20 protein-coding genes are annotated in these 19,750 nt (G+C 72.1%); 7 read left to right on the top strand and 13 right to left on the bottom strand.

The genetic code is table 11. The features are described 5' to 3' along the window. The first annotated feature begins 31 nt into the window (after positions 1–31). Positions 32–724, top strand: coding sequence for a response regulator (locus ACFWZ2_RS11260; RefSeq protein WP_384544748.1), 693 nt, complete (start codon positions 32–34; stop codon positions 722–724). Between the two features lie 12 nt (positions 725–736). Here the strand turns inward: ACFWZ2_RS11260 and ACFWZ2_RS11265 are convergent, their stop codons facing one another. Together ACFWZ2_RS11265 and ACFWZ2_RS11270 are read right to left on the bottom strand one after the other, a co-directional pair. Then, positions 737–2,464: a GAF domain-containing protein gene (locus ACFWZ2_RS11265; RefSeq protein WP_384544750.1), complete on the bottom strand. Its 1,728-nt coding sequence runs from the start codon at positions 2,462–2,464 to the stop codon at positions 737–739. Positions 2,465–2,570: 106 nt separating this feature from the next. Continuing rightward, complete coding sequence (locus ACFWZ2_RS11270) at positions 2,571–3,689, bottom strand: serine hydrolase domain-containing protein (RefSeq protein ID WP_384544752.1); 1,119 nt, start codon at positions 3,687–3,689, stop codon at positions 2,571–2,573. 177 nt (positions 3,690–3,866) lie between these two features. Between ACFWZ2_RS11270 and ACFWZ2_RS11275 the strand changes: the two genes are divergently transcribed. Continuing rightward, the gene (locus ACFWZ2_RS11275; RefSeq protein WP_384544754.1) at positions 3,867–4,331 is read left to right on the top strand and encodes a hypothetical protein; all 465 of its coding nucleotides are present in this window, start codon (positions 3,867–3,869) and stop codon (positions 4,329–4,331) included. A 27-nt stretch (positions 4,332–4,358) separates the two neighbouring features. Here ACFWZ2_RS11275 and ACFWZ2_RS11280 read toward each other — a convergent pair whose 3' ends face one another. From ACFWZ2_RS11280 to ACFWZ2_RS11295, 4 genes are all read right to left on the bottom strand, one after another. Beyond that, positions 4,359–5,387: a hemolysin family protein gene (locus ACFWZ2_RS11280; RefSeq protein ID WP_384544756.1), complete on the bottom strand. Its 1,029-nt coding sequence runs from the start codon at positions 5,385–5,387 to the stop codon at positions 4,359–4,361. After that, on the bottom strand, positions 5,384–6,709 hold the full coding sequence (locus ACFWZ2_RS11285; protein WP_384544758.1) for a hemolysin family protein: 1,326 nt from the start codon (positions 6,707–6,709) through the stop codon (positions 5,384–5,386). Before ACFWZ2_RS11285 ends, ACFWZ2_RS11280 begins: the two co-directional genes overlap by 4 nt. A 184-nt stretch (positions 6,710–6,893) precedes the next feature. Further along, on the bottom strand, positions 6,894–7,940 hold the full coding sequence (locus tag ACFWZ2_RS11290) for a hemolysin family protein (RefSeq protein WP_384544760.1): 1,047 nt from the start codon (positions 7,938–7,940) through the stop codon (positions 6,894–6,896). Beyond that, positions 7,937–9,265, bottom strand: coding sequence for a hemolysin family protein (locus tag ACFWZ2_RS11295; protein ID WP_384544762.1), 1,329 nt, complete (start codon positions 9,263–9,265; stop codon positions 7,937–7,939). The genes ACFWZ2_RS11290 and ACFWZ2_RS11295 overlap by 4 nt, the downstream gene beginning before the upstream one ends. A 315-nt stretch (positions 9,266–9,580) precedes the next feature. Between ACFWZ2_RS11295 and ACFWZ2_RS11300 the strand changes: the two genes are divergently transcribed. Next, positions 9,581–9,970 carry a hypothetical protein gene (locus ACFWZ2_RS11300; protein WP_384544764.1) on the top strand — a complete coding sequence of 130 codons (390 nt, stop codon included), beginning with the start codon at positions 9,581–9,583 and terminating at the stop codon, positions 9,968–9,970. Between the two features lie 194 nt (positions 9,971–10,164). On the opposite strand, the gene ACFWZ2_RS11305 is transcribed toward ACFWZ2_RS11300, so the two are convergent. Beyond that, the gene (locus ACFWZ2_RS11305; protein WP_384544766.1) at positions 10,165–10,842 is read right to left on the bottom strand and encodes a TetR/AcrR family transcriptional regulator; all 678 of its coding nucleotides are present in this window, start codon (positions 10,840–10,842) and stop codon (positions 10,165–10,167) included. A 168-nt stretch (positions 10,843–11,010) separates the two neighbouring features. Here ACFWZ2_RS11305 and ACFWZ2_RS11310 point away from each other — a divergent pair, with 168 nt between their 5' ends. Further along, positions 11,011–12,051, top strand: a complete 1,041-nt coding sequence (locus ACFWZ2_RS11310) for a medium chain dehydrogenase/reductase family protein (protein WP_384544768.1) — start codon at positions 11,011–11,013, stop codon at positions 12,049–12,051. Positions 12,052–12,060: 9 nt separating this feature from the next. Here ACFWZ2_RS11310 and ACFWZ2_RS11315 read toward each other — a convergent pair whose 3' ends face one another. Both ACFWZ2_RS11315 and ACFWZ2_RS11320 read right to left on the bottom strand, forming a co-directional pair. Beyond that, on the bottom strand, positions 12,061–12,369 hold the full coding sequence (locus tag ACFWZ2_RS11315; RefSeq protein WP_384544770.1) for a hypothetical protein: 309 nt from the start codon (positions 12,367–12,369) through the stop codon (positions 12,061–12,063). Beyond that, the gene (locus tag ACFWZ2_RS11320) at positions 12,366–12,746 is read right to left on the bottom strand and encodes an ArsR/SmtB family transcription factor (protein WP_384544772.1); all 381 of its coding nucleotides are present in this window, start codon (positions 12,744–12,746) and stop codon (positions 12,366–12,368) included. Before ACFWZ2_RS11320 ends, ACFWZ2_RS11315 begins: the two co-directional genes overlap by 4 nt. 178 nt (positions 12,747–12,924) lie before the next feature. On the opposite strand from ACFWZ2_RS11320, the gene ACFWZ2_RS11325 reads away from it, so the two are divergent. The 3 genes from ACFWZ2_RS11325 to ACFWZ2_RS11335 are packed head-to-tail and all read left to right on the top strand — an operon-like array spanning position 12,925 to position 15,217. Then, complete coding sequence (locus ACFWZ2_RS11325) at positions 12,925–13,605, top strand: ABC transporter permease (protein ID WP_384544774.1); 681 nt, start codon at positions 12,925–12,927, stop codon at positions 13,603–13,605. Beyond that, positions 13,602–14,282, top strand: coding sequence for an ABC transporter permease (locus tag ACFWZ2_RS11330; RefSeq protein WP_384544776.1), 681 nt, complete (start codon positions 13,602–13,604; stop codon positions 14,280–14,282). Before ACFWZ2_RS11325 ends, ACFWZ2_RS11330 begins: the two co-directional genes overlap by 4 nt. After that, a complete protein-coding gene (locus tag ACFWZ2_RS11335; RefSeq protein WP_384544778.1) occupies positions 14,279–15,217 on the top strand; it encodes an ABC transporter substrate-binding protein in 939 nt (312 codons plus the stop codon). Before ACFWZ2_RS11330 ends, ACFWZ2_RS11335 begins: the two co-directional genes overlap by 4 nt. A gap of 99 nt (positions 15,218–15,316) precedes the next feature. Here ACFWZ2_RS11335 and ACFWZ2_RS11340 read toward each other — a convergent pair whose 3' ends face one another. From ACFWZ2_RS11340 to ACFWZ2_RS11355, 4 genes are read right to left on the bottom strand one after another with little or no spacing between them, the layout of a single operon-like run. Then, on the bottom strand, positions 15,317–16,480 hold the full coding sequence (locus tag ACFWZ2_RS11340) for a betaine/proline/choline family ABC transporter ATP-binding protein (protein ID WP_384544780.1): 1,164 nt from the start codon (positions 16,478–16,480) through the stop codon (positions 15,317–15,319). 22 nt (positions 16,481–16,502) lie between these two features. Further along, positions 16,503–17,150, bottom strand: a complete 648-nt coding sequence (locus ACFWZ2_RS11345) for a lactate utilization protein C (protein WP_384544782.1) — start codon at positions 17,148–17,150, stop codon at positions 16,503–16,505. Beyond that, positions 17,147–18,673, bottom strand: coding sequence for a LutB/LldF family L-lactate oxidation iron-sulfur protein (locus tag ACFWZ2_RS11350; RefSeq protein WP_384544784.1), 1,527 nt, complete (start codon positions 18,671–18,673; stop codon positions 17,147–17,149). Before ACFWZ2_RS11350 ends, ACFWZ2_RS11345 begins: the two co-directional genes overlap by 4 nt. After that, on the bottom strand, positions 18,670–19,431 hold the full coding sequence (locus ACFWZ2_RS11355) for a (Fe-S)-binding protein (protein ID WP_384544869.1): 762 nt from the start codon (positions 19,429–19,431) through the stop codon (positions 18,670–18,672). Before ACFWZ2_RS11355 ends, ACFWZ2_RS11350 begins: the two co-directional genes overlap by 4 nt. Positions 19,432–19,750: the final 319 nt, after the last annotated feature.

Below are 19,750 nucleotides of genomic sequence, written 5' to 3' on the forward strand. Positions count from 1 at the left end.
GAACGCGATCGCAGACAATCAGGGGGCACCCATGACCGCACGTCCAGCGCGTTCCTTCTCGGCGGGAGACCCCGTCCGGGTCTTCCTCCTCGACGACCACGAGGTCGTGCGCAGGGGAGTTCGCGACCTGCTCGACTCCGAACCCGACATCGCGGTCGTCGGCGAGGCGGGCACCAGCGAGCAGGCCCTGGCCCGCGGTCCCGCCCTGCGCCCCGACGTGGCCATCCTCGACATCCGCCTGCCGGACAGCGACGGCATCACCGTCTGCCGCGAACTGCGGTCGCGGATGCCGGACGTGGCCTGCCTCATGCTGACCTCCTTCGACGACGACGACGCGCTCCTGGACGCGATCATGGCGGGCGCCGCGGGCTACGTCCTGAAGCAGATCAAGGGCACCGACCTGATCGACGCGGTACGCACCGTCGCCTCGGGCCAGTCCCTGCTCGACCCGGCCACCACGGCCCGCCTGATGCGCACGCTGCGGGGGCCGGACGAGGTGACGGTGGAGCAGGACGACCGGCTGGCCGGGCTCACGGAACGGGAACGGGACATCCTCGCCCTGATCGGCGAGGGCCTCACCAACCGTCAGATCGGCAAACAGCTCTACCTCTCCGAGAAGACCGTCAAGAACCACATCTCCCGGCTCCTGGCGAAGCTGGGCGTGGAACGCCGCATCCAGGCCGCGGTGATCGCCGCCCACTTCGACCCGGACCGGCCGCGCTGACTCCCCGCCGCCTCACCGGCCCGGCAGCGGCACCCGCCACTCGAGCAGGGCGCCGCCGTCCGGGCTGCGGCCCAGGGTCAGCGCGCCGCCCAGTCGCTCGGCCCGCTCCGCGATGTTGCGCAGCCCGCTGCGGCGCCTGCCCCCGCCGTCGCCCATGCCGACGCCGTTGTCCGTCACGGTGAGCGTCAGCTGACCCTTGCGTACGACGATGGAGACCTCCGCGGCCGAAGCGCGGGCATGCCGGGCGATGTTGGCGAGCGACTCGCTCAGCACGGCGACCGCGTCGTCGGCTGCGGCGGACGGCACGTCCGTGTCGATCAGGCCCTCCATGCGCAGCGCGGGTGTGAAGCCGAGTGCCGGGACCGCCTCCTCCACCGTCCGCGCGGTCCGCACGCGCAGCCCGGTGCCGGACGCCGTGCCCGTGTCATGGGCGCGCAGGCCGAAGATGGTCGACCGGATGATCTTGATGGTGGTGTCGAGATCGTCCACCGCCCGCATCAGGCGCTCGGAGGCCTCGGGGTGCTGCACGAACCGCTGGGCGCTCTGCAGGGTCATGCCGGTCGCGAACAGCCGCTGGATCGCGAGGTCGTGAAGGTCCCTCGCGATCCGGTCCCGGTCCTCCAGCAGGCTCATCTGCTCGGCGTCCCGCCGCCGGTCCGCCAACTCCATGGCCAGCGCGGCCTGTCCGGCGAAACCGGGCAGCGGAGCGGTCTCGGCCTCGCTGAAGGCGGGCCGGCCCGTCCGCCGCGCGAGGACCAGCGTGCCGCGCAGCCCGTCGGCCGTGCCCATCGGGACCGCGACCGCAGGGCCCATGCCCTTCCACCTCTCCGGCGCGAAGGTGACGCGGGGGTCACCGGTCACGTCCCCGGTCACCACCAGGCCGCCCTCGCGCAACGCGGCCCCCGCCAGGGTCCCTTGGCGGGGAATGCGCTGGCCCTGGTGCACCTGGGCGCCCTCGCCGAGCGCGAGGGCGCCCTGCAGCTCCTCCTGCTCCGCCACCACCAGATCCACCACGCCGATGTCGGCCGAGGTGATTTCCAGGGCGCGCTCGACCATCAGCTCAAGCACCTGCGCTTCGGACGTGCCGGACATCAGCGCGTTGGTGAACTCGGCCCCGGCCGCCAGCCACCGCTCGCGCAGCCGTGCCTCCTCGTACAGCCGCGCGTTCTCGATGGCCACGCCCGCCGCCACGGCAAGGGTCGAGAGCACCGCCTCGTCCTCGGCGTCGAAGGCGTTCCCGCCGCGCTTCTCGGTGAGGTAGAGATTCCCGAACACCTCGTCGCGCACCCGGATGGGCACGCCGAGGAACGAGTGCATCGGCGGATGGTGGGCCGGGAAGCCGGACGAGGCCGAGTGCTCCGAAAGTTCCCGCAGCCGCAACGGCTCGGGGTGCCGGATCAGTTCGCCGAGCAGCCCGTGGCCCGAGGGCAGGTCGCCGATCCTGGCCCGGAGTTGATCGTCGATGCCGACCGGCAGGAACTCGTCCAGCTTGTTCCGCGCGCCGATGACGCCGAGCGCCCCGTACTCCGCGTCCACCAGCACGACGGCGGTCTCGACGATGCGCCGGAGCACCTGCGGAAGATCCAGCTCCCGCCCGACCGAGAGGACCGCTTCCAGCAGTCCGTGCAGCCGGTCCCTGGTCCCGCGGACCGCGTCGATCCGTACCTGGAGCTCTTCGAGCAGCTCGTCGAGCCGCAGTCGCGGCAACTGCCGTGAGCCGCCGCGCTCTTCCCCACCCATGTGCCGCCTCCGCCGGGTTCTTTTCGGACTAGGCGTTGCAGATATGCCTCTCACATCATGGGGCAGGTCCTGCAAGGAGTAGGCATTTCAGGTCAGACCCAGCCCCTCATCCGCCCTCGGCGCGCACGCGGTCGGCGATGCCGAGTGTCAGCTCCTCCGCCCGGTCCTCCAGGTTCCATTCCCCTTGCTGGTAGGCGTGATTGCTCACCCAGTACACCAGGACGCCGTCGCGCCGCGCCCGTGCGAGAAGTGCCAGGGACCATCCGTTGCCGCCGTCGTGCCAGACGAGCGGGCCCTCGGGGGTGTCGCGGACGTTCCAGCCGTACGCGTACGACCCCTCGGAGCCGGGGACGCGTACGCGCGGCGCGAACAGCCGGTGCCTGGCCCGGGCGGGCAGCACCTTGTCGGTCGAGAGGGCCCGGTGCCAGCGGAACATGTCCTGCGCGGTGGAGAGCATGCCGCCGTTGCCGCGCAGGTTCCAGTACGGTCCGTCGGCCGCCCAGGGGTGGTCGAAGGGCCTGCCCCTGTCGCGCCCCTTGCTGTCGTACTCGACGGCGACAAGGCGCCGCGGCCACCGGGGCAGCACGTATCCTGTCCGGCGCATCCCTGCCGGTGCGAACAAGTGCCGTGCCAGGAACGGCTCGTAGCGCTCTCCGGACGCCTCCTCGACGATCGCGGCGAGCAGGCTGTACCCCGTGTTGGAGTAGTGGAACGCCGCGCCCGGTTCCGCCCGCAGCTTCGAGGCGAGGGCCGTGCGCACCAACTGGGCGCGCGACACGGGGTCGTAGTCGTCGCCGACCGACTCGACGAGGCCCGATGTGTGCGTGAGCAGCTGCTCGACGGTGATCTCGCGCTTGTCCGCGGGCACAGGGCCGAGGAACCGGCTGATCCGGTCGCTCACCCGGAGCCGACCAAGGGCCTCCAGCTTGAGGATCGCGGCCGCGGTGAACTGCTTCGTGATCGACATGACGTCGTACACGGTGCGGCAGCTCGCCGGGGTGCCGGAGCGGCGGTCGGCCGTCCCGAATCCACCGCAGTGCACGAGGTGTCCGCCGCGGGCGGCGAGCACGGTGCCGCCGGACCCCTTCGGCAGGGTGCGGTGCAGGAAGTCGGCGACGGACTCGCCTGCGCGGGCCGACGACGGCGTCGACGCGGCACCCGCCGCGCCAGGACCTTCGGCACATCCGCCCAGCGCCGCCAGCGTCAGCGACGCGAGCAGCGCCATCGCGACCGGGACCGTGCCCCTCGGGCGGCGGCGAGAACGGCAGGACTGACCCATGTGGCCTCCAACGTCGGGAAGGTGCACCGAGGTTGACCGTCTCTGCTCGCGTTGCTCAAGCTGTCAGGGTGTTCGAGCTTGTACGAACTCGCGCACGGCCAGCTCAACCAGGGGGGAACCACCATGAGCACCGCACCGCCCGCACCGTCCGCCACCGACGCCGCCGCCTTCATGGCGGCGCTCCGGCGTCTGAAGGCATGGTCGGGCCTGAGCTACCGTCAACTGGAGCGCCGCGCAGCGGCCGCGGGCCACGTGCTGCCGTTCTCCACCGCGGCGACCATGCTCGGCAAGGACCGGCTGCCCCGCGAGGCACTGGTCGTGGCGTTCGTCGCGGCGTGCGGCCTGCGCGGGGAACACGCGGAGGCGTGGGTCGACGCGCGCGGCAGCATCGTGTGCGCGCCCGCTCCCGCTCCTGAGCCTGCGCCCGCACGCCGTGTCCGGACCCGGCGGCCGCGCCTTGCCTGGGTCGCGGCCGTCGCGCTCGTGGCCGCGCTCCTCGGCGGAGCGGCGGCGGGTGGTGCCTTCACCGACGAACAGGAAGTACGGCAGACGCAGACGTCGTACGAGGCCGCCACGACCGGCGGCTAGCGGGCGGACGCCACTCCGCCCTTGCCGTCAGTGCGAGTTGGTGTGCCCCGGTTCCATCAGACGGGCGAGCAGGTCGTCCAGGCTGACCAGGCCGGTGAGCCTGCCGGAGTCGTCGCCGACCACGGCGAGCGTCGCGCGGCGCTGGCGGAGGGTTTCGACCGCGTGGGCCACCGTGTCGTCCGCGGCGAGCTCCGGCACCGGGCGGGCCAGCTCGCGGGCCGTGCCGATGCGGCCGCGGGCGCGGGCGACCAGCGCGTCGCGGGCGTGCACCGAGCCGAGGACCGTGGCGCCGTCGCGGACCAGCAGACGGGTGCGGTCGCTGCCCGACGCCACTTCGAGGATCTCGTCGAGACCGGCCGTCGCGGGCACCGAGGTGATCCGGTCGGCGGGCGTCTGCAGATCGCCGACGGGGGTCTGCGGCGCGGTCAGGGAGCTGGTGATCAGCTCAGAGTCGGCCTCGCTGATCAGGCCGAGGCGCTCCGACTCCGCGACGAGATGGGTGAGTTGCTCCCGGTTGTGCACCGAGGTCAGCTCGTTCCGCGGAGTGACCCGGCACATCCGCACCAGCGCGTTGCTCACCTTGTTCAGGAGCCAGATCAACGGCCGTACCACCTTGACCACGGCCCGGAACGGCGGGGTGAGCAGCATCGCGGAGCGCTCGGGGTGCGCGATGGCCCAGGACTTGGGGGCCATCTCGCCGACCACCATGTGCAGGAACACCACGACGGTCATCGCGAGGGCGAACGCGATGCCGTAGCTGAGCCCGGCGGGCAGGCCGAGCTTCGCCAGGAGCGGATCGAGTTCGTGCGAGATCGCGGGCTTGGAGATCGAACCGAGGCCCAAGGTGCAGACGGTGATGCCCAGTTGGGCCCCGGCGAGCATGAGGGAGAGCTCGCGCATGCCGGCCAGGGCCGAACGCGCTCCCCGCTGCCCCCGGGCGGCGGCCTGTTCGATGCGGTGCCGCTTGGCGGCGACCAGGGCGAACTCGGCGGCGACGAAGAATCCGCTGCCGACGAGGAGCAGCAGCGTGATGAAGAGCGCCATGGGGAAGCTCATGCGGTGCCCTCCTCGCCCGCCAGGCGCTCGATGCGCACCCGCTCGGGCACGTGCCGGTCCAGGGCCAGTACGGCGATGTCCGCCGTGCCGCCGTCCGGCAGGTCGACGGTGAGGCGGTCCCCGACGGTCGGGAAGCGCCCGAGCCGGTCGACGACGAGTCCGGCCACGGTGTCGTAGTCCTCTTCCTCGGGCAGTTCGATGCCGGTGGCATCGGCGATCTCGTCCAGACGGCGGCCCGCGGCCACCAGCCATCCCCTGCCGTCGGCGACGGCAGGGGCGACGACGGTGTCGGACTCGTCGGCGATGTCACCGACCAGTTCCTCGGCGATGTCCTCGTACGTGACGATCCCCGCGACGCCGCCGTGCTCGTCGAGGACCACGGCGAACTCGTCGTCCCGCTCGCGCATCCGCGCCACCGCGACCGGCAGCGGCAGCGTGTCGGGCAGGAACAGCGGGCGGCGGGCCGCGGCACCCGCGGTGGTGCGTTCGAAGCGGGCGGCGGGCAGCCGCATCAGTTCGCGCACGCCGAGCACGCCCGCCACGTCGTCGGGGTGGTCGCCGAGGACCGGGTAGTTGGAGTGGCCGTGCTGGGCGATCAGCTCCACGGCCTCGGCGGCGCTCGCGTCCTTGCGGACGAAGACGGCGTCCGCGCGCGGCACCATGACCTCGTCCAGGGTGCGCTCGGAGAACTCCAGGGCGTGGTCGAGCAGTTCGGCGGTCTCCCGGGGCAGCTCGCCCTCCTTGTGGGACTCGCCGATCAGATGGCTGAGCTCCTCCAGGGTCGCGCCGTGGCGCAGCTCTTCGACCGGCTCGATGCCGACCCTGAGCAGGAGCCGGTTCGCCGCGCCGTCGAAGACGCGCACCAGCGGCCCGACGACCTTCAGATACGCGAGCGTGGACGCGGCGAGCGACTTGGCGAGGCGTTCGGGGACGGCCAGGGCGAGGTTCTTCGGGGCCAGCTCGCCGAGGACCATCTGCACCACGGTGGCGACCGCGAAGCCGATCACCACGGAGACGGCGGAGACCGCGCCGCCGGACAGGCCCATGCCCTCCAGGGCGGGCCGGATCAGCGCGGACACGGAGGGTTCGGCGAGGAAGCCGACGACCAGACCGGTGACGGTGATGCCCAGCTGCGCGCCGGACAGCATGAAGGACAGCTTCTCCAGGACCTGCAGGGCGCGGGCGGCCCGCTTGTCGCCCGCCGCTGCCTCGCGCGCGAGGGCGAGCCGGTCGGCGGCGACGTAGGCGAATTCCTGGGCGACGAAATAGCCCGTGCCCGCGGTCAGCACCAGGACGGCGAGCAGGCCGAGTGCGGCACTCATCGAACACCACCCCGTCGTGTGCCGCGATCATTCTTCGTCGGGCGGGATGGTCGGGGACTGTGCCCCGGAGGGTCCGTCGGTCTGGCGGACAACAGGGTGACTCCGTTCTCGTGGGGGACTCAATGAACGATTCTCGGGCAGGGCAGGTTCCCCCGCCACATCGGGCGGGGGCCGCCGTGCCGGGTCAGGCGGGGGTCGGGGCGGGGAGCCGCACGGCGGCGGGGGCGGGCCCCACCAGCTCGGAGAGGACGTCCTCCATGGTCACGAAGCCGAGCACCGCGCCGCCCTCGCCGAGGACCGCCGCCAGATGGCTGCCGGCGGCGCGCAGGGCGGTGAGGGTGTCGTCCAGCGGGGTGTCGATGCGGACGCGCGTGACGGGGTGCAGGGCGTCGGACGGGAAGGGGGCGTCGCGGTCGGCGACGCCGAGGGTGTCCTTGATGTGCAGATAGCCGAGCAGCGCGCCGTCCGCGCCGGTGACGGGGAAGCGGGAGTAGCCCGCCGCCGCTGCCACGCGTTCGAGGCGGGCCGGGGTGACGGTGTCGTCGACGGTGTGCATGCGCGCCGCCGGGACGAGGATCTCGCCGATCGGCCGCGTGCCCAGTTCGAGGGCGTCCCGCAGCCGCTCGCTGTCGGCGGCGGAGAGCAGCCCCGCCTCGCTGGAGTCGGCGACCATGCGGGCCAGCTGGTGATCGGTGAAGGCGGCCTCGACCTCGTCCTTGGGGTCGACCTTCAGGAGCCGGAGCAGGGCGTTGGCGAAGGCGTTGACGCCGAAGACGACGGGCCTGAGCGCCCGGGTGAGGGCGACGAGCGGCGGGCCGAGCAGCAGGGCGGTCCTGGCGGGGGCGGCGAGCGCGATGTTCTTGGGGACCATCTCGCCGATCAGCATGTGCAGATAGGTGGCGACGGTCAGCGCGATCACGAACGCGATCGGGTGCACCAGCGCGTGCGGGACATGCGCCGCCTCGAAGGCGGGCTCCAGAAGGTGCGCGATGGCGGGTTCGGCGACCGCGCCGAGCACCAGCGAGGAGACGGTGATGCCCAGTTGGGCGGTGGCCATCATCGCGGAGATGTGCTCGATGCCCCAGAGCGTGGTGCGGGCGCGCTTGTCGCCCGCGCGGGCGTCCGGTTCGATCTGGCTGCGGCGTACGGAGATCAGCGAGAACTCGGCGCCGACGAAGAACGCGTTGGTGAGCAGCGTCAGGGCGCCGACGGCGAGCTGGAGCGCGGTCATCGGGCGTCCTCCAGCCGCTTGTCGGGTGCGGGCGCGGTGATGTGCACGCGGTCCGCGCGGTGGTGGTCGACGTCCACGACGTCGATGCGCCAGCCGTCGACGTCGACGCTGTCGCCCTGGACGGGGATGCGGGCCAGGCGGGTGGCGACCAGACCGGCGACGGTCTCGTAGGGCCCGTCCTGGACGGCGATGCCCATCCCGGCCAGCTGGTCGATGCGTACGCTGCCTTCGGCCCGCCACGTCCTGCGGCCGTCGTCGGTCGGCGGGGCGGGCAGCAGGTCGGGGACCTCCAGCGGGTCGTGCTCGTCGCGGACCTCGCCGACGACCTCCTCGACGATGTCCTCGACGGTGGCGACCCCCGCGGTGCCGCCGTACTCGTCGATGACGACCGCCATGGTGCGGGTGGCGCGCAGCCGTTCGAGGAGCCGGTCGGCGGGCAGGCTGTCGGGCACGAGCAGCGGCCGGGTGGCCAGCGCGGTGACCGGGGTCGCGGCGCGCTCGGCCGGGTCGAGGGCGAGCACGTCGCGGATGTGGACGGTGCCGATGACCTCGTCCAGGGAGTGCCGGTACACCGGGAAGCGGGACAGGCCCGTCGCATACGTGAGGTTGGCGGCGTCGGCCGCGGTGGCGTGCGCCTCCAGTGCCTGGACGTCGACCCGCGGGGTCATGACGTTCTCGGCGCTCAGCTCGCCCAAGTGCAGGGTGCGGACGAACAGTTCGGCGGAGTCGGCCTCAAGGGCCCCCTCGGCGGCCGAGTGCCGGGCGAGGGCGACCAGCTCCTCGGGGCCGCGCGCGGACGCCAGTTCCTCGGCGGGCTCCAGGCCGATGCGGCGTACGAAGCGGTTCGCGGTGTCGTTGAGATGCCGGATGAACGGCCCGAACGCGGCGGTGAAGCCGCGCTGCGGAGCCGCCACCACCTTGGCCACCGCGAGCGGCCGGGAGATCGCCCAGTTCTTCGGCACCAGCTCGCCGACGACCATCAGGACGACCGTGGACAGGACGACGCCGAGCAGCGTCGCGGCGGCCGGCGCCGCGCCACCGAGCCCGGCCGCGGTCAGCGGCCCGCGCAGCAGCGCCGCGAGCGACGGCTCGGCGAGCATGCCGATCACCAAGGAGGTGACGGTGATGCCGAGTTGGGCCCCGGACAGCTGGAACGTCAGCCTGCGCACGGCCTTCAGCGCACCTTCCGCGCCTCGCTCGCCCGCGGCGGCCGCCCGTTCGAGGTCGGCGCGCTCGACCGTGGTGAGCGAGAACTCGGCCGCGACGAACAGCGCGCAGGCCAGCGTGAGGAGCAGGGCGAGGAACAGCAGCAGGACCTCGGTCACCGTGCCACCCCCGATCCCGTATGCACGCGAGGCGGCAGGGGGACGGCACGGCTGGTACTGGGAGGCTCACCCATCGCGGGCCCGGGCTCCTTCTTCTCCTCGTACGAGGGCGTCTCGGCGGACGTCCTCGTACGCAACGGCAGGTAGTGAAGTACGAATGCTTCTACACCTACTGTAAAGGAACGGTAAAAGGCGCAGCCCGTGCGGGTGGTGCTCGGGGCCGATGAAAGAATCCGGTCGGCAGTGGCGGAGACGGGCGCCTTCGGGCGCCGTCCCTGGTGGGTGGGGGCCGATGTGGCTGTGGAGTGGCGGCAGATGAGCAGCGGGGCCAAGGCGGTGCCGCGGCCGGTCGACAGTCTTGTCGTCTGGGCGGGCGCGGGGGCCGGAGCGCTGCTTCTCGTCGGCGTGCTCAACGCGTTGGGGGTGCTCGACCGTACGGGGCTCGCGCTCGCCGTGCTCTGTTCGCTCGCCGCGGGACTCGGCACACGCGGCCGCGTCGTGGCCGCGCCCGGCACGGCCGTGCTGTGCTGGATGGTCCTCAACTTCTTCGCGGCCCACCCCACGGGCGAGGTCAGCTGGGCCGGGCACCGCGATCCCGAGTGGCTCGTCTGTCTGCTCGCCGCCGGCCTGGCAGGCGCCGTGGCAAGCCGCGTGGTGAGCGCCCGCGCCGCCTACCGCCGGGTGACGCCGCACACCGGCGACTAGGGCCTGTCCGGCGGATCATGCCGCGGGACGCAGGGTCTGGCACGCACTTCCCCAAGCTCTCGGCTCCGCTCGAGCAGGGGAGACCCCACTGCGTTGCCGCCCTCCTCCGCCTTGCAGCTGCACGCACCAGACCCCGCTCGCCAGCACCGAAGGGTGGGCGCCTCCCGCACGCGGCCTGATCCGCCGGACAGGCCCTAGCGCTTGCCGCGGTCCGGGCCGGGGGCGGGTTCGACGAGTCCGGCCACTTCCGCCGCGAAGAGGGCGGCGGCGTCGAAGTCCATCCCGGTGAAGTGGCCCGCGAGTTCCAGGGAGAGTGCGCCGTGTACCCGGGTCCAGAAGGACAGGGCGCGGTGCAGCATGGCCGGAGTCGCCGGGTGGTCGCCCGCCCAGGCGCGGTGGGCCCCGATGTGGCGGTCGAAGTCCTCGCCGAGGGAGTCGTCGGGGAGCTTCGCGCAGGCGTCGAGGAGGGCGGCCATGATCTCGGCGGAGATCGTGGTGACGTCGTCGGGGGCGTGGTAGCCGGGCACGGGCGTACCGAAGATGAGGAAGTACCGCTGCGGGTCGTCGAGCGCCCAGCGGCGCATGGTGTGCGCGAGGCCCGCGAGGTCGGCGCCGTCCAGGGCGGCCGCGTGCACGACGTCGGCGAGCCCGCGGTAGGCGTCCCTGATGAGCTCGGTGATCAGCTCGTCACGGCTGCCGTAGTACCGGTAGAGCGCGGGGCCGCTCATGCCCATCCGCTTGGCGATCGCGTTGAGGGACAGCGCCGAGGCCCCCGCGTCGGCGATCTGCTCCCACGCGCGTTCCTTGATCTCCGCGCGGACCTGGCTGCGGTACCGCTCCCGCGGGGATGTCGTGCCGGTGGCCTTGGCCATGTCCGGCCTCCGCTCCTCTGTGCGGCCGGGCGCCGGGCCCCGGCCGGTCCGCTATGTCCTGGTGCTTGCGTGAGAACCTATCACTCAATGTCTTGACGACCTCTCGCGAGAGTTATAGCTTCTAACTAACGCGATAAGAGATATCGAGATGTCCCGACGGAGGTTGTCATGAGCGGTGCCGAACCCACCGAGCGCGTCGAGGTCGTCCTGCCGGGGCGGGTCGAGCCGGAAGAGCTGCAGTTCCGGCGCGGTCCGCTGCCCGTCGCGGGGAAGGGGCAGGTGGTCGTCGCGATGGAGGCGACCGGCGTCTCCTTCGCCGAACAGCAGATGCGGCGCGGCCGCTACTACGACCAGCCGCCCTTCCCCTTCGTCCCCGGCTACGACCTGGTCGGCACGGTCGTCGCGGCAGGACCCGGCGCCGCCCCCGCCCTGGTCGGCAAGCGCGTCGCCGCACTCACCAAGACCGGCGGCTGGGCCAGCCACGTCGCCCTCGACGCGGCGGACGTCGTCGAGGTGCCCGACGGCGTCGGCGCCGCGCAGGCGGAGACCGCGGTGGTCAACGGCATCACCGCCTGGCAGATGCTGCACCGCAAGGCACGTGTGCGGGCCGGGCAGACCATCCTCGTGCACGGCGCCAACGGAGGCGTCGGCTCCCTCCTCGTGCAGCTGGCCGTCGGCGCCGGGGCGCGGGTGATCGGCACGGCGTCCGCCCGCCACCACGACGCCCTGCGGGAACTGGGCGTCAGCCCCGTCGACCACCGCACCGACGACGTCCCGCGGCGCGTGCGGGAACTCGCGCCCGGCGGCGTCGACGCGGTGTTCGACCACGTCGGCGGCCGGGGCATCATCGACTCCTGGGGGCTGCTCGCGCCCGGCGGGACACTCGTCTCGTACGGCACCGCCGCCACCCGCGACGACACCGGATCCCAGCAGTGGCCCGTCCTCAAGATCCTCGGCAGGGTCTGGCTCTGGAACGCCCTGCCCAACCGCCGCCGGGCGTACTTCTTCAACGTCTGGGCCGGGCGCGCCTTCGGCAAGGGCCGCTTCCGGGCCCGGCTCCGCGCCGACCTCGGCCAGGTCTTCGCGGCGCTCCAGCGCGGCGAGATCACCCCGGGCATCGCCGCCGAACTGCCGCTGGCCCGCGTCGCCGACGCCCTGCGGCTCGCCGAGTCCGGCACGGTCAGCGGCAAGGTCGTGCTCACTCCCTGAGCGCCCGGGCTATTCGATCTCGCGCATCATCTTCTCCATCGAGCCGACCGTGTGCCGGGTCTGCGTCAGCTCCTTTCGGGTCTGCCGCATCTCCTCGATCGAGCGCCGGTGCAGTTCGACATTGTCTTCAAGCAGCTGCGCGTACTTCGTGGCGAGCTGCCTGTACTGCTCCTCGCGGGCGGCGAGCATCCGGGCCCGCCAGGTGGCGGCTATCTGCCAGACGATGACGATCAGCAGGAGAAAGACCCCGCCCGCGCCGACCGCGCCCGCCCAGTCGCCCGCGCCGCCGTCGGCCAGCGTCACCAGTTCTCCGTTCACTTCGCTTCCTCTTTCACGGATGTCGTGGGTTCCACGGATGCCCCGGACTTCTCCCGGGTGTCGGTGAGGGTCAGGACCGCCCGGTGGACGAGCTGAGGCGTCAACTCGTAGAGGAACGGCGCCACTTCGTAGTACCTCATGTTCCTTCCGTCCTCGCTCACCTCGAGCGAACCGATGACAAGACCCGCCCCTTCGAGCAGCTTCAGATGCATGTGCAGCAGCGGGCGGCCCATGCCGATCTCGCGGGCCAGCGCGCTGACGTAGTTGCGGCGCTCGGTGAGCGCGGCGACGATCCGCATGCGGTGCGGATTGCCCAGGGCGGTGAGCGCCTTCAGAAGCTCGTCGCCCGTCGGCTCCGGAACCGGTTCCTCGGCCATCGGCGCCTCTCTCCTCGGTGCCTGTCAAGAAACGCTGACACGCACCTGGAGACGTGTCAAAGATTCCTGACACATCTCAGGGAGAGATCGGGGATGTCTCAGGGTCGTGTCTCAGGGTCGGCCCCGTACGGGTCACCACAACGCGCCGGGCCCCGGCACTCCGGCCTTGAATGGACGAGTGACCGCGCCCCCCGACGACTGCCTCGCGCGCAACGAGTGGATCTGCGGTGAGTATCTGAGCACCCGCCGCCAGATCCTGATCGACGCGGTCCTCCAGCACCTCCAGCTGACCGCCGTCTCCGTGCTCATCGCACTCGTCGTCGCCGTGCCGCTCGCCGTGCTCGCCCGCCGCTGGGGCTGGGCCGCGGGCCCCGTGCTCGCGCTCACCACGATCCTGTACACGATCCCCTCACTCGCGATGTTCTCGCTGCTGCTCCCCGTGTACGGCCTCTCCGCCTCACTCGTCGTCGCGGGGCTCGTCCTCTACTCGCTCACCCTGCTCGTTCGGAACATCCTCGCCGGGCTGCGCGCCGTCCCCGAGGACACCCGGCAGGCCGCCCGCGGCATGGGCTACGGGCCGATCCGCCTGCTGCTCACCGTGGAACTCCCGCTCGCTCTGCCCGCCGCCATGGCGGGCCTGCGCATCGCCACCGTCTCCGCGGTCTCCCTCGTCACCGTCGGCGCGATCGTCGGCTTCGGCGGCCTCGGCAATCTGATCTACGCGGGCATGAACACCTACTTCAGGGCCCAGGTGCTCACCGCGTCCGTGCTCTGCGTCGTCATCGCGATCGCCGCCGACCTGCTGCTGCTCGGCGTACAACGCCTCCTCACCCCCTGGATGAGGGCGGTGCGCTCATGAAGACGCTCGGCGACGCCTGGGCGTGGCTCACCGACTCCGCGCACTGGGCGGGCGACGACGGCATCTGGCACCGGCTCACCCAGCACCTCGTCCTCACCGTCGTCTGCCTGCTGCTCAGCTGCCTGATCGCCCTGCCGATCGCCCTCGTCCTCGGCCACCTCGGCAAGGGCGGCGCGCTCGCCGTGAACATCTCCAACGTCGGGCGCGCGGTGCCGACCTTCGCGGTGCTCGTCCTGCTGCTCCTCACCCCGCTCGGCACATGGGGCGAAGGCCCGACCGTCGTCGCCCTGGTCCTGTTCGCCGTACCGCCGCTGCTCACCAACGCGTACGTCGGGATGCGCGGCGTCGACCGCAGCGTCGTGCAGGCGGCGCGCGGCATGGGGATGACCGGACGGCAGATGCTGTGGCGGGTCGAACTGCCGCTCGCACTGCCGCTGGTGCTCAACGGGGTCCGCATCGCCGCCGTGCAGCTCGTCGCCACCGCCACCATCGCCGCGCTCGCGGGCGGCGGCGGGCTCGGCCGCATCATCACGGCGGGCTTCAACCTGGCGAGCACCGCCCAGGTGGTGGCGGGCGCGGTGCTCGTCGCCGTGTTCGCCCTGCTCGTCGAGGGCGTCTTCGAGGCGGTCGAACGGCTCGCGCCCGGGTGGGCAAGGGCGCGGGGGAGGGCCGGATGAGGCGGCGCGCGGCGGCGGCCGTGCTGCTGCTCGCCGTGGCGACGGGCTGCACGAGCGGGCCGTCCCTGGAGAACAGGGGCGAGGTCACCGCGCCCCCGGGCGACAGCAAGCACCTCGTCGTCGGCTCGGCCGGATTCACCGAGAGCGACCTGCTCGCCCAGATGTACATGCTGCTCCTGAAGAAGGCCGGATACGGCGCGGAAATCCTGTCCGTGGCCAACCGCGAGCTCTACGAACCCGCCCTGGAATCCGGCCAGATCGACGTCGTCCCCGAATACGCGGCGACCTTCGCGGACTGGCTGAACGCCAAGAAGAACGGCGCCGACGCGCCGCCCGTCGGCTCGCCCGACCTCGCCACCACCATGAAGGCCCTGCGCACGCTCGCCACTCCGCGCGGCCTCACCGTCCTCGATCCCGGCAAGGCGGTCGACCAGAACGCCTTCGCCGTCGCCGCGTCCTACGCCGCGCAGCACCGGCTCAAGACCCTCAGCGACCTCGGGAAATCGGGCCTGAAGGTGCGGCTCGCCGCGGGCGACGAGTGCGTGCAACGTCCTTACTGTGCCCCGGGGTTGAAGAAGGTGTACGGCATCGACGTCACCGGGGTCGACCCCAAGGGTGTCGGTACGACGCAGGCCAAGAAGGCCGTTCAGAGTGGTCAGGACCAGTTGGTCCTGACCACATCGACGGACGCGACTCTCGATGACTTCGGGCTCGTGCTGCTGGAGGACGACAAGCATCTGCAGAACGCCGACTACATCGTGCCGGTGGTGAACCGGGCCCGGGCGGGCAGCGAGGGCGTTGCGGCTGCGCTTGGGCGGCTCAATGCCGTCCTCACGACGGAGGACTTGGCGTCCATGAACGAGCAGGTGGACAGTTGGCGGCGGCTGCCGGAGGACGTGGCCCAGGCCTACTTGCACAGCAAGGGGCTGCTGTAGCGCCCCGTCAGGGGCGCGGGGCTGTGACATGTGCGGCTCCGCCGCGTGGGCGCGACAAGTCACGACGCACCTGCAGACGAAGCACCGTCGGCGGAGCCCCTACGCGTCAGCGACCGAGTCGAACTCCACCTGGTCCCGTGCAACGCCCTGCGCGTCCGCGTCCACCGAGCGGCGCAGCGCCTCGTGGAGTTTGGCCGGGGTGAGGACGCCGAGGAACCGCGCACCGTCGAGCACCGCGACCCAGCCCGCGTCGTGCTGGAGCATCACGCCGAAGGCCTGCTTGAGGGGGGCGCCGACCGGGACCCAGGAGTTCATGCGGTGGGCCAGGTCGCCGACCGTGCCGCCCGCGCCGGCCAGGGCCACCTCGTCGACGCCGACCCAGCCGTGCAGATCGCCGTCCGCGTCGAGGACGACCGCCCAGCGGGCCTCCTCCTCGCGCAGCCGGGCCGCGGCCTGCGCGGCGGGCTCGTCGAGACGGGCGAGCGGCGGCTCCTCCAGGTCGTCGGACTGGATCTCGGTGACGGAGAGGCGCTTCAGGCCGCGGTCGGCGCCCACGAACTCGGCGACGTACGGCGTCTCGGGCGCCCCGAGCACCGCTCCCGGGGTGTCGAACTGCTCGATGCGCCCCTGCCCGTACACCGCGATGCGGTCGCCGAGCCTGACCGCCTCCTCGATGTCGTGCGTGACGAGCAGGACGGTCTTGCGGACGGCCGCCTGCATCCGCAGGAACTCGTCCTGCAACTGCTCGCGCACCACCGGGTCGACCGCGCCGAACGGCTCGTCCATCAGGAGCACCGGCGGATCGGCCGCGAGGGCGCGGGCCACGCCGACGCGCTGGCGCTGGCCGCCGGAGAGCTGCTCGGGGTAGCGGGAGCCGTACGTCTTCGGGTCCAGGCCCACCAGGTCGAGCAGTTCGGCGGCGCGGGCCCGCGCCTTCGCCTTCTTCCAGCCGACGAGTGCGGGGACGGTCGCCGTGTTGTCCAGGATGGTCCGGTGCGGGAAGAGGCCCACCTGCTGGATGACGTAGCCGATGCGGCGGCGCAGGCGCACCGGGTCGATGTCGGCGATGTTCTCGTCGTTCACGAAGATGCGGCCCGACGTCGGTTCGATGAGACGGTTCACCATCATCATCGTCGTGGTCTTGCCGCAGCCGGAGGGGCCGACGAGGGTGACCAGTTCGCCCTCGGCGACCTCGAAGGACAGATCGTCCACGGCCGTCGTGCCGTCCGGGTAGCGCTTGGTCACCTGCTCGAACCGGATCATGTGTTCACGCTAGCCGCGCGGCTCACTCCCCGCTCACCAGGACGACCTCGAGAGTGCGCGGACCGTGCACCCCCTCGACGCGGTCCAGCTCGATGTCGCTGGTCGCGGACGGTCCCGAGATCCAGGTCAGCGGGCGGGCCGGGTCCAGCCGTTCGAGGGCCTGCGGCACCGAGGCGACGACCTGGCCGGGGACCCGTACGACACAGATGTGGTGGTCGGGCACCAGGGTGATGCGGCGGCGGCCCTGGTCGGGGGAGCCGTCGAGGACGATCGTGCCGGTCTCGGCGATGGCGAGCGCGCAGCCCGTGATGACGCTGTCGACCCGGTCGAGGTCGTGCGGGGTGCTGGCCGCCCGGTCGTGGATCCGCACCGGGTCGGCGGCCGCGAGCCAGTGCGGCGGCAGCCCCGGCGGCACGAGCACGCTCTGGGCGCCGCGCGTCGCGTACAGCCGCATCAGCAGGTCCGACAGCTCGTCGGCCGTGCAGCGGTGGACGATCGCGCGGTAGTCCGCGAGGTTCTCCGCGAGCAGGTCGACGGTCTCTTCGAGGGTGCGGTCGCCGTGCTCGCGCGCATAACCGCGGTCCACCGACCTCTCGTACGCGATGTCGTCGTCCGGCACGTCGGCGAGCGCCCGCCGCACCCGGCCCAGGATCCGGTCCCTGCTGCTCACTTGCCGCCGCCCTTCCCGCTGTGCCTGCCGCCGTCCGTCCGCTGCCACCAGTCGCGGAACGACTCCGCGGGGACCTTCGGCAGGTCCCGCGTGGCGCTCCAGGCCCGCCCGGGACCGGGAAGCGTGCGCGGATGGAACCTGCGGGTGCGCGACACGATGCGCTGGCCCGCGCGCAGCGCACCGGGACGGGCGAACGCGAGGCCCGCCGCGCGCATCGCCGCCCGCTCCGCCGCGTGCCCCTTCGCGGGTTTCAGCATGACCTTCGTGCCGTTCCTGGTGGCCTCGCCGCCCTGGACGACCCGCTCGCGCAGATGCACAAGGACCTCGGGGATGTCGATGGCGACCGGGCACACCTCGTAGCAGGCGCCGCAGAGCGAGGATGCGTACGGGAGCGACGCGTCGATCTCGCTCTGCGTGCCCCGGAGTTGCGGGCTGAGGATCGCGCCGATCGGGCCCGGATACACCGAGCCGTACGCGTGCCCGCCCGCCCGCTCGTACACCGGGCACACATTGAGGCAGGCCGAGCAGCGGATGCAGCGCAGGGCCTGGCGGCCCACCTCGTCGGCGAGGGTGTCGGTGCGGCCGTTGTCGAGGAGGACCAGATGGAAGGTGCGGGGGCCGTCGGCCGTCTCGGCGTCGGTCGTGCCCGTCCACATCGAGGTGTACGGGTTCATGCGCTCGGCCGTCGAGGAGCGCGGCAGCGTCTGCAGGAACACCTCCAGGTCGCGCCAGGTCGGGACGGTCTTCTCGATGCCGACCACGGAGATCAGGGTCTCGGGGAGGGTCAGGCACATCCGGCCGTTGCCCTCCGACTCCACGACGACCAGGGTGCCGGTCTCGGCGACCATGAAGTTCGCCCCGGAGATGCCGACCTTGGCGCGCAGGAACTTCTCGCGCAGGTGCAGCCGGGCCGCCTCGGCGAGCTCGGCGGGCGTGTCGGTCAGGCCCTCCGGCGCGGGGCGGCCCCAACCGGCCATCTCCTTGCGGAAGATGTCGCGGATCTCGCCGCGATTGCGGTGGATCGCGGGGACCAGGATGTGCGAGGGGCGGTCCTTGCCCAGCTGCACGATGAGCTCGGCGAGGTCGGTCTCGTAGGCGTGGATGCCCTCGGCCTCAAGGGCTTCGTTGAGACCGATCTCCTGCGTGGCCATCGACTTGACCTTGACGACCTCGCGCTCGCCCGTCGCCTTGACAAGGCCGGTGACGATGCGGTTGGCCTCGTCGGCGTCGGCCGCCCAGTGGACGGTGCCCCCGGCGCGCACGACCGCCTCCTCCAACTGCACCAGATAGCGGTCCAGATGGCGCAGCGTGTGGTCCTTGATCTGCTTTCCGGCCTCCCGCAGCCGCGCCCAGTCGTCCAGCTCGGCGACGGCGCGGGCCCGCTTGTCGCGGATGGTGTGCGTCGCGTGCCGCAGGTTGGCGCGCAGCCTGGTGTCGCCGACGGCCTCGCGCGCGGCTGCTGGGAACGCAGGGGGCGCGGGCGGGGGGAACGCGGGCATGCCGACGAATGTGCCACCGCTCATGACAGGGCCTCCTCTTCCGTGCCGGCCAGGATCTCCGCGATGTGGACGGGACGCACCGCCGTGCGCAGCCGGGCCGCGGTGCCGCCGATGTGCATGAGGCAGGAGTTGTCGGCGGCGCACAGCACTTCGGCTCCCGTGGACTCGGCGTTGCGCACCTTGTCCGTGCCCATCGCCGCCGAGACATCGGAGTTCTTCACGGCGAACGTGCCGCCGAAGCCGCAGCACTCCTCGGCGCCCGGCAGCTCCACGAGCTCAAGTCCCCTGACCGCGGCGAGCAGTCGGGTCGGCCGGTCGCCGAGACCGAGGGCGCGCAGGCCGTGGCAGGTCGGGTGGTAGGTGACCTTGTGCGGGTAGTACGCGCCGACGTCCGTGACGCCGAGGACATCCACCAGGAACTCGGTGAGTTCGTAGGTCTTGGGCACCACGGGGGCGAGCGCCTCGGCGAGGCCGCCGCCCCGGCCCTCCGCGCGGGCCCGCTCCCCCATGCGGGGGTACAGCTCGCGGACCATCGCCCCGCACGAACCGGACGGCGTCACGATCGCGTCGTACGCGTCCGAACCGAATACATCGGAGAAATGCCGGGCGAGCGGCTCCGCCTGATGGCGATATCCGGTGTTGTAGTGGGCCTGCCCGCAACAGGTCTGCGCCCTCGGGAAGTCGACCTCAACTCCCAGCCTGGTCAGCAGTTTCACCACCGCACGGCCCGTGTTCGGATAGAGCGTGTCGTTGACACAGGTCAGGAACAGGGCGACACGCATCGCGGGTTCCTCCTCGTCGATCATCGGATGGGTGCAGGGTACGCGGGCGCGCGGCTTTACGGGAGTCGCCAGGAGGGGCAGGCCGCAGGCGTCCGCGGCCAGTTGGCACAGGAGCGTGTTGTGACGCCACCGCCCACCAGGTGCGGCTGCTCGGCGAACAGCTCGGCCACGAGGGCAAGGTCGGGCTGACCGGCCTCGGCACCCCGAACGACATGCGGCAGTATGTGGAGAACGGCACCGTCGAGGGCTTCGAGCTCTGAGCCTTAAGTAGGCTGGTCATCACGGCCGGTGACGGCCGCACAGCGGGATGGAGCGCCGG

This window comes from Streptomyces sp. NPDC059002 (assembly GCF_042740435.1).
GTDB lineage: Bacteria > Actinomycetota > Actinomycetes > Streptomycetales > Streptomycetaceae > Streptomyces.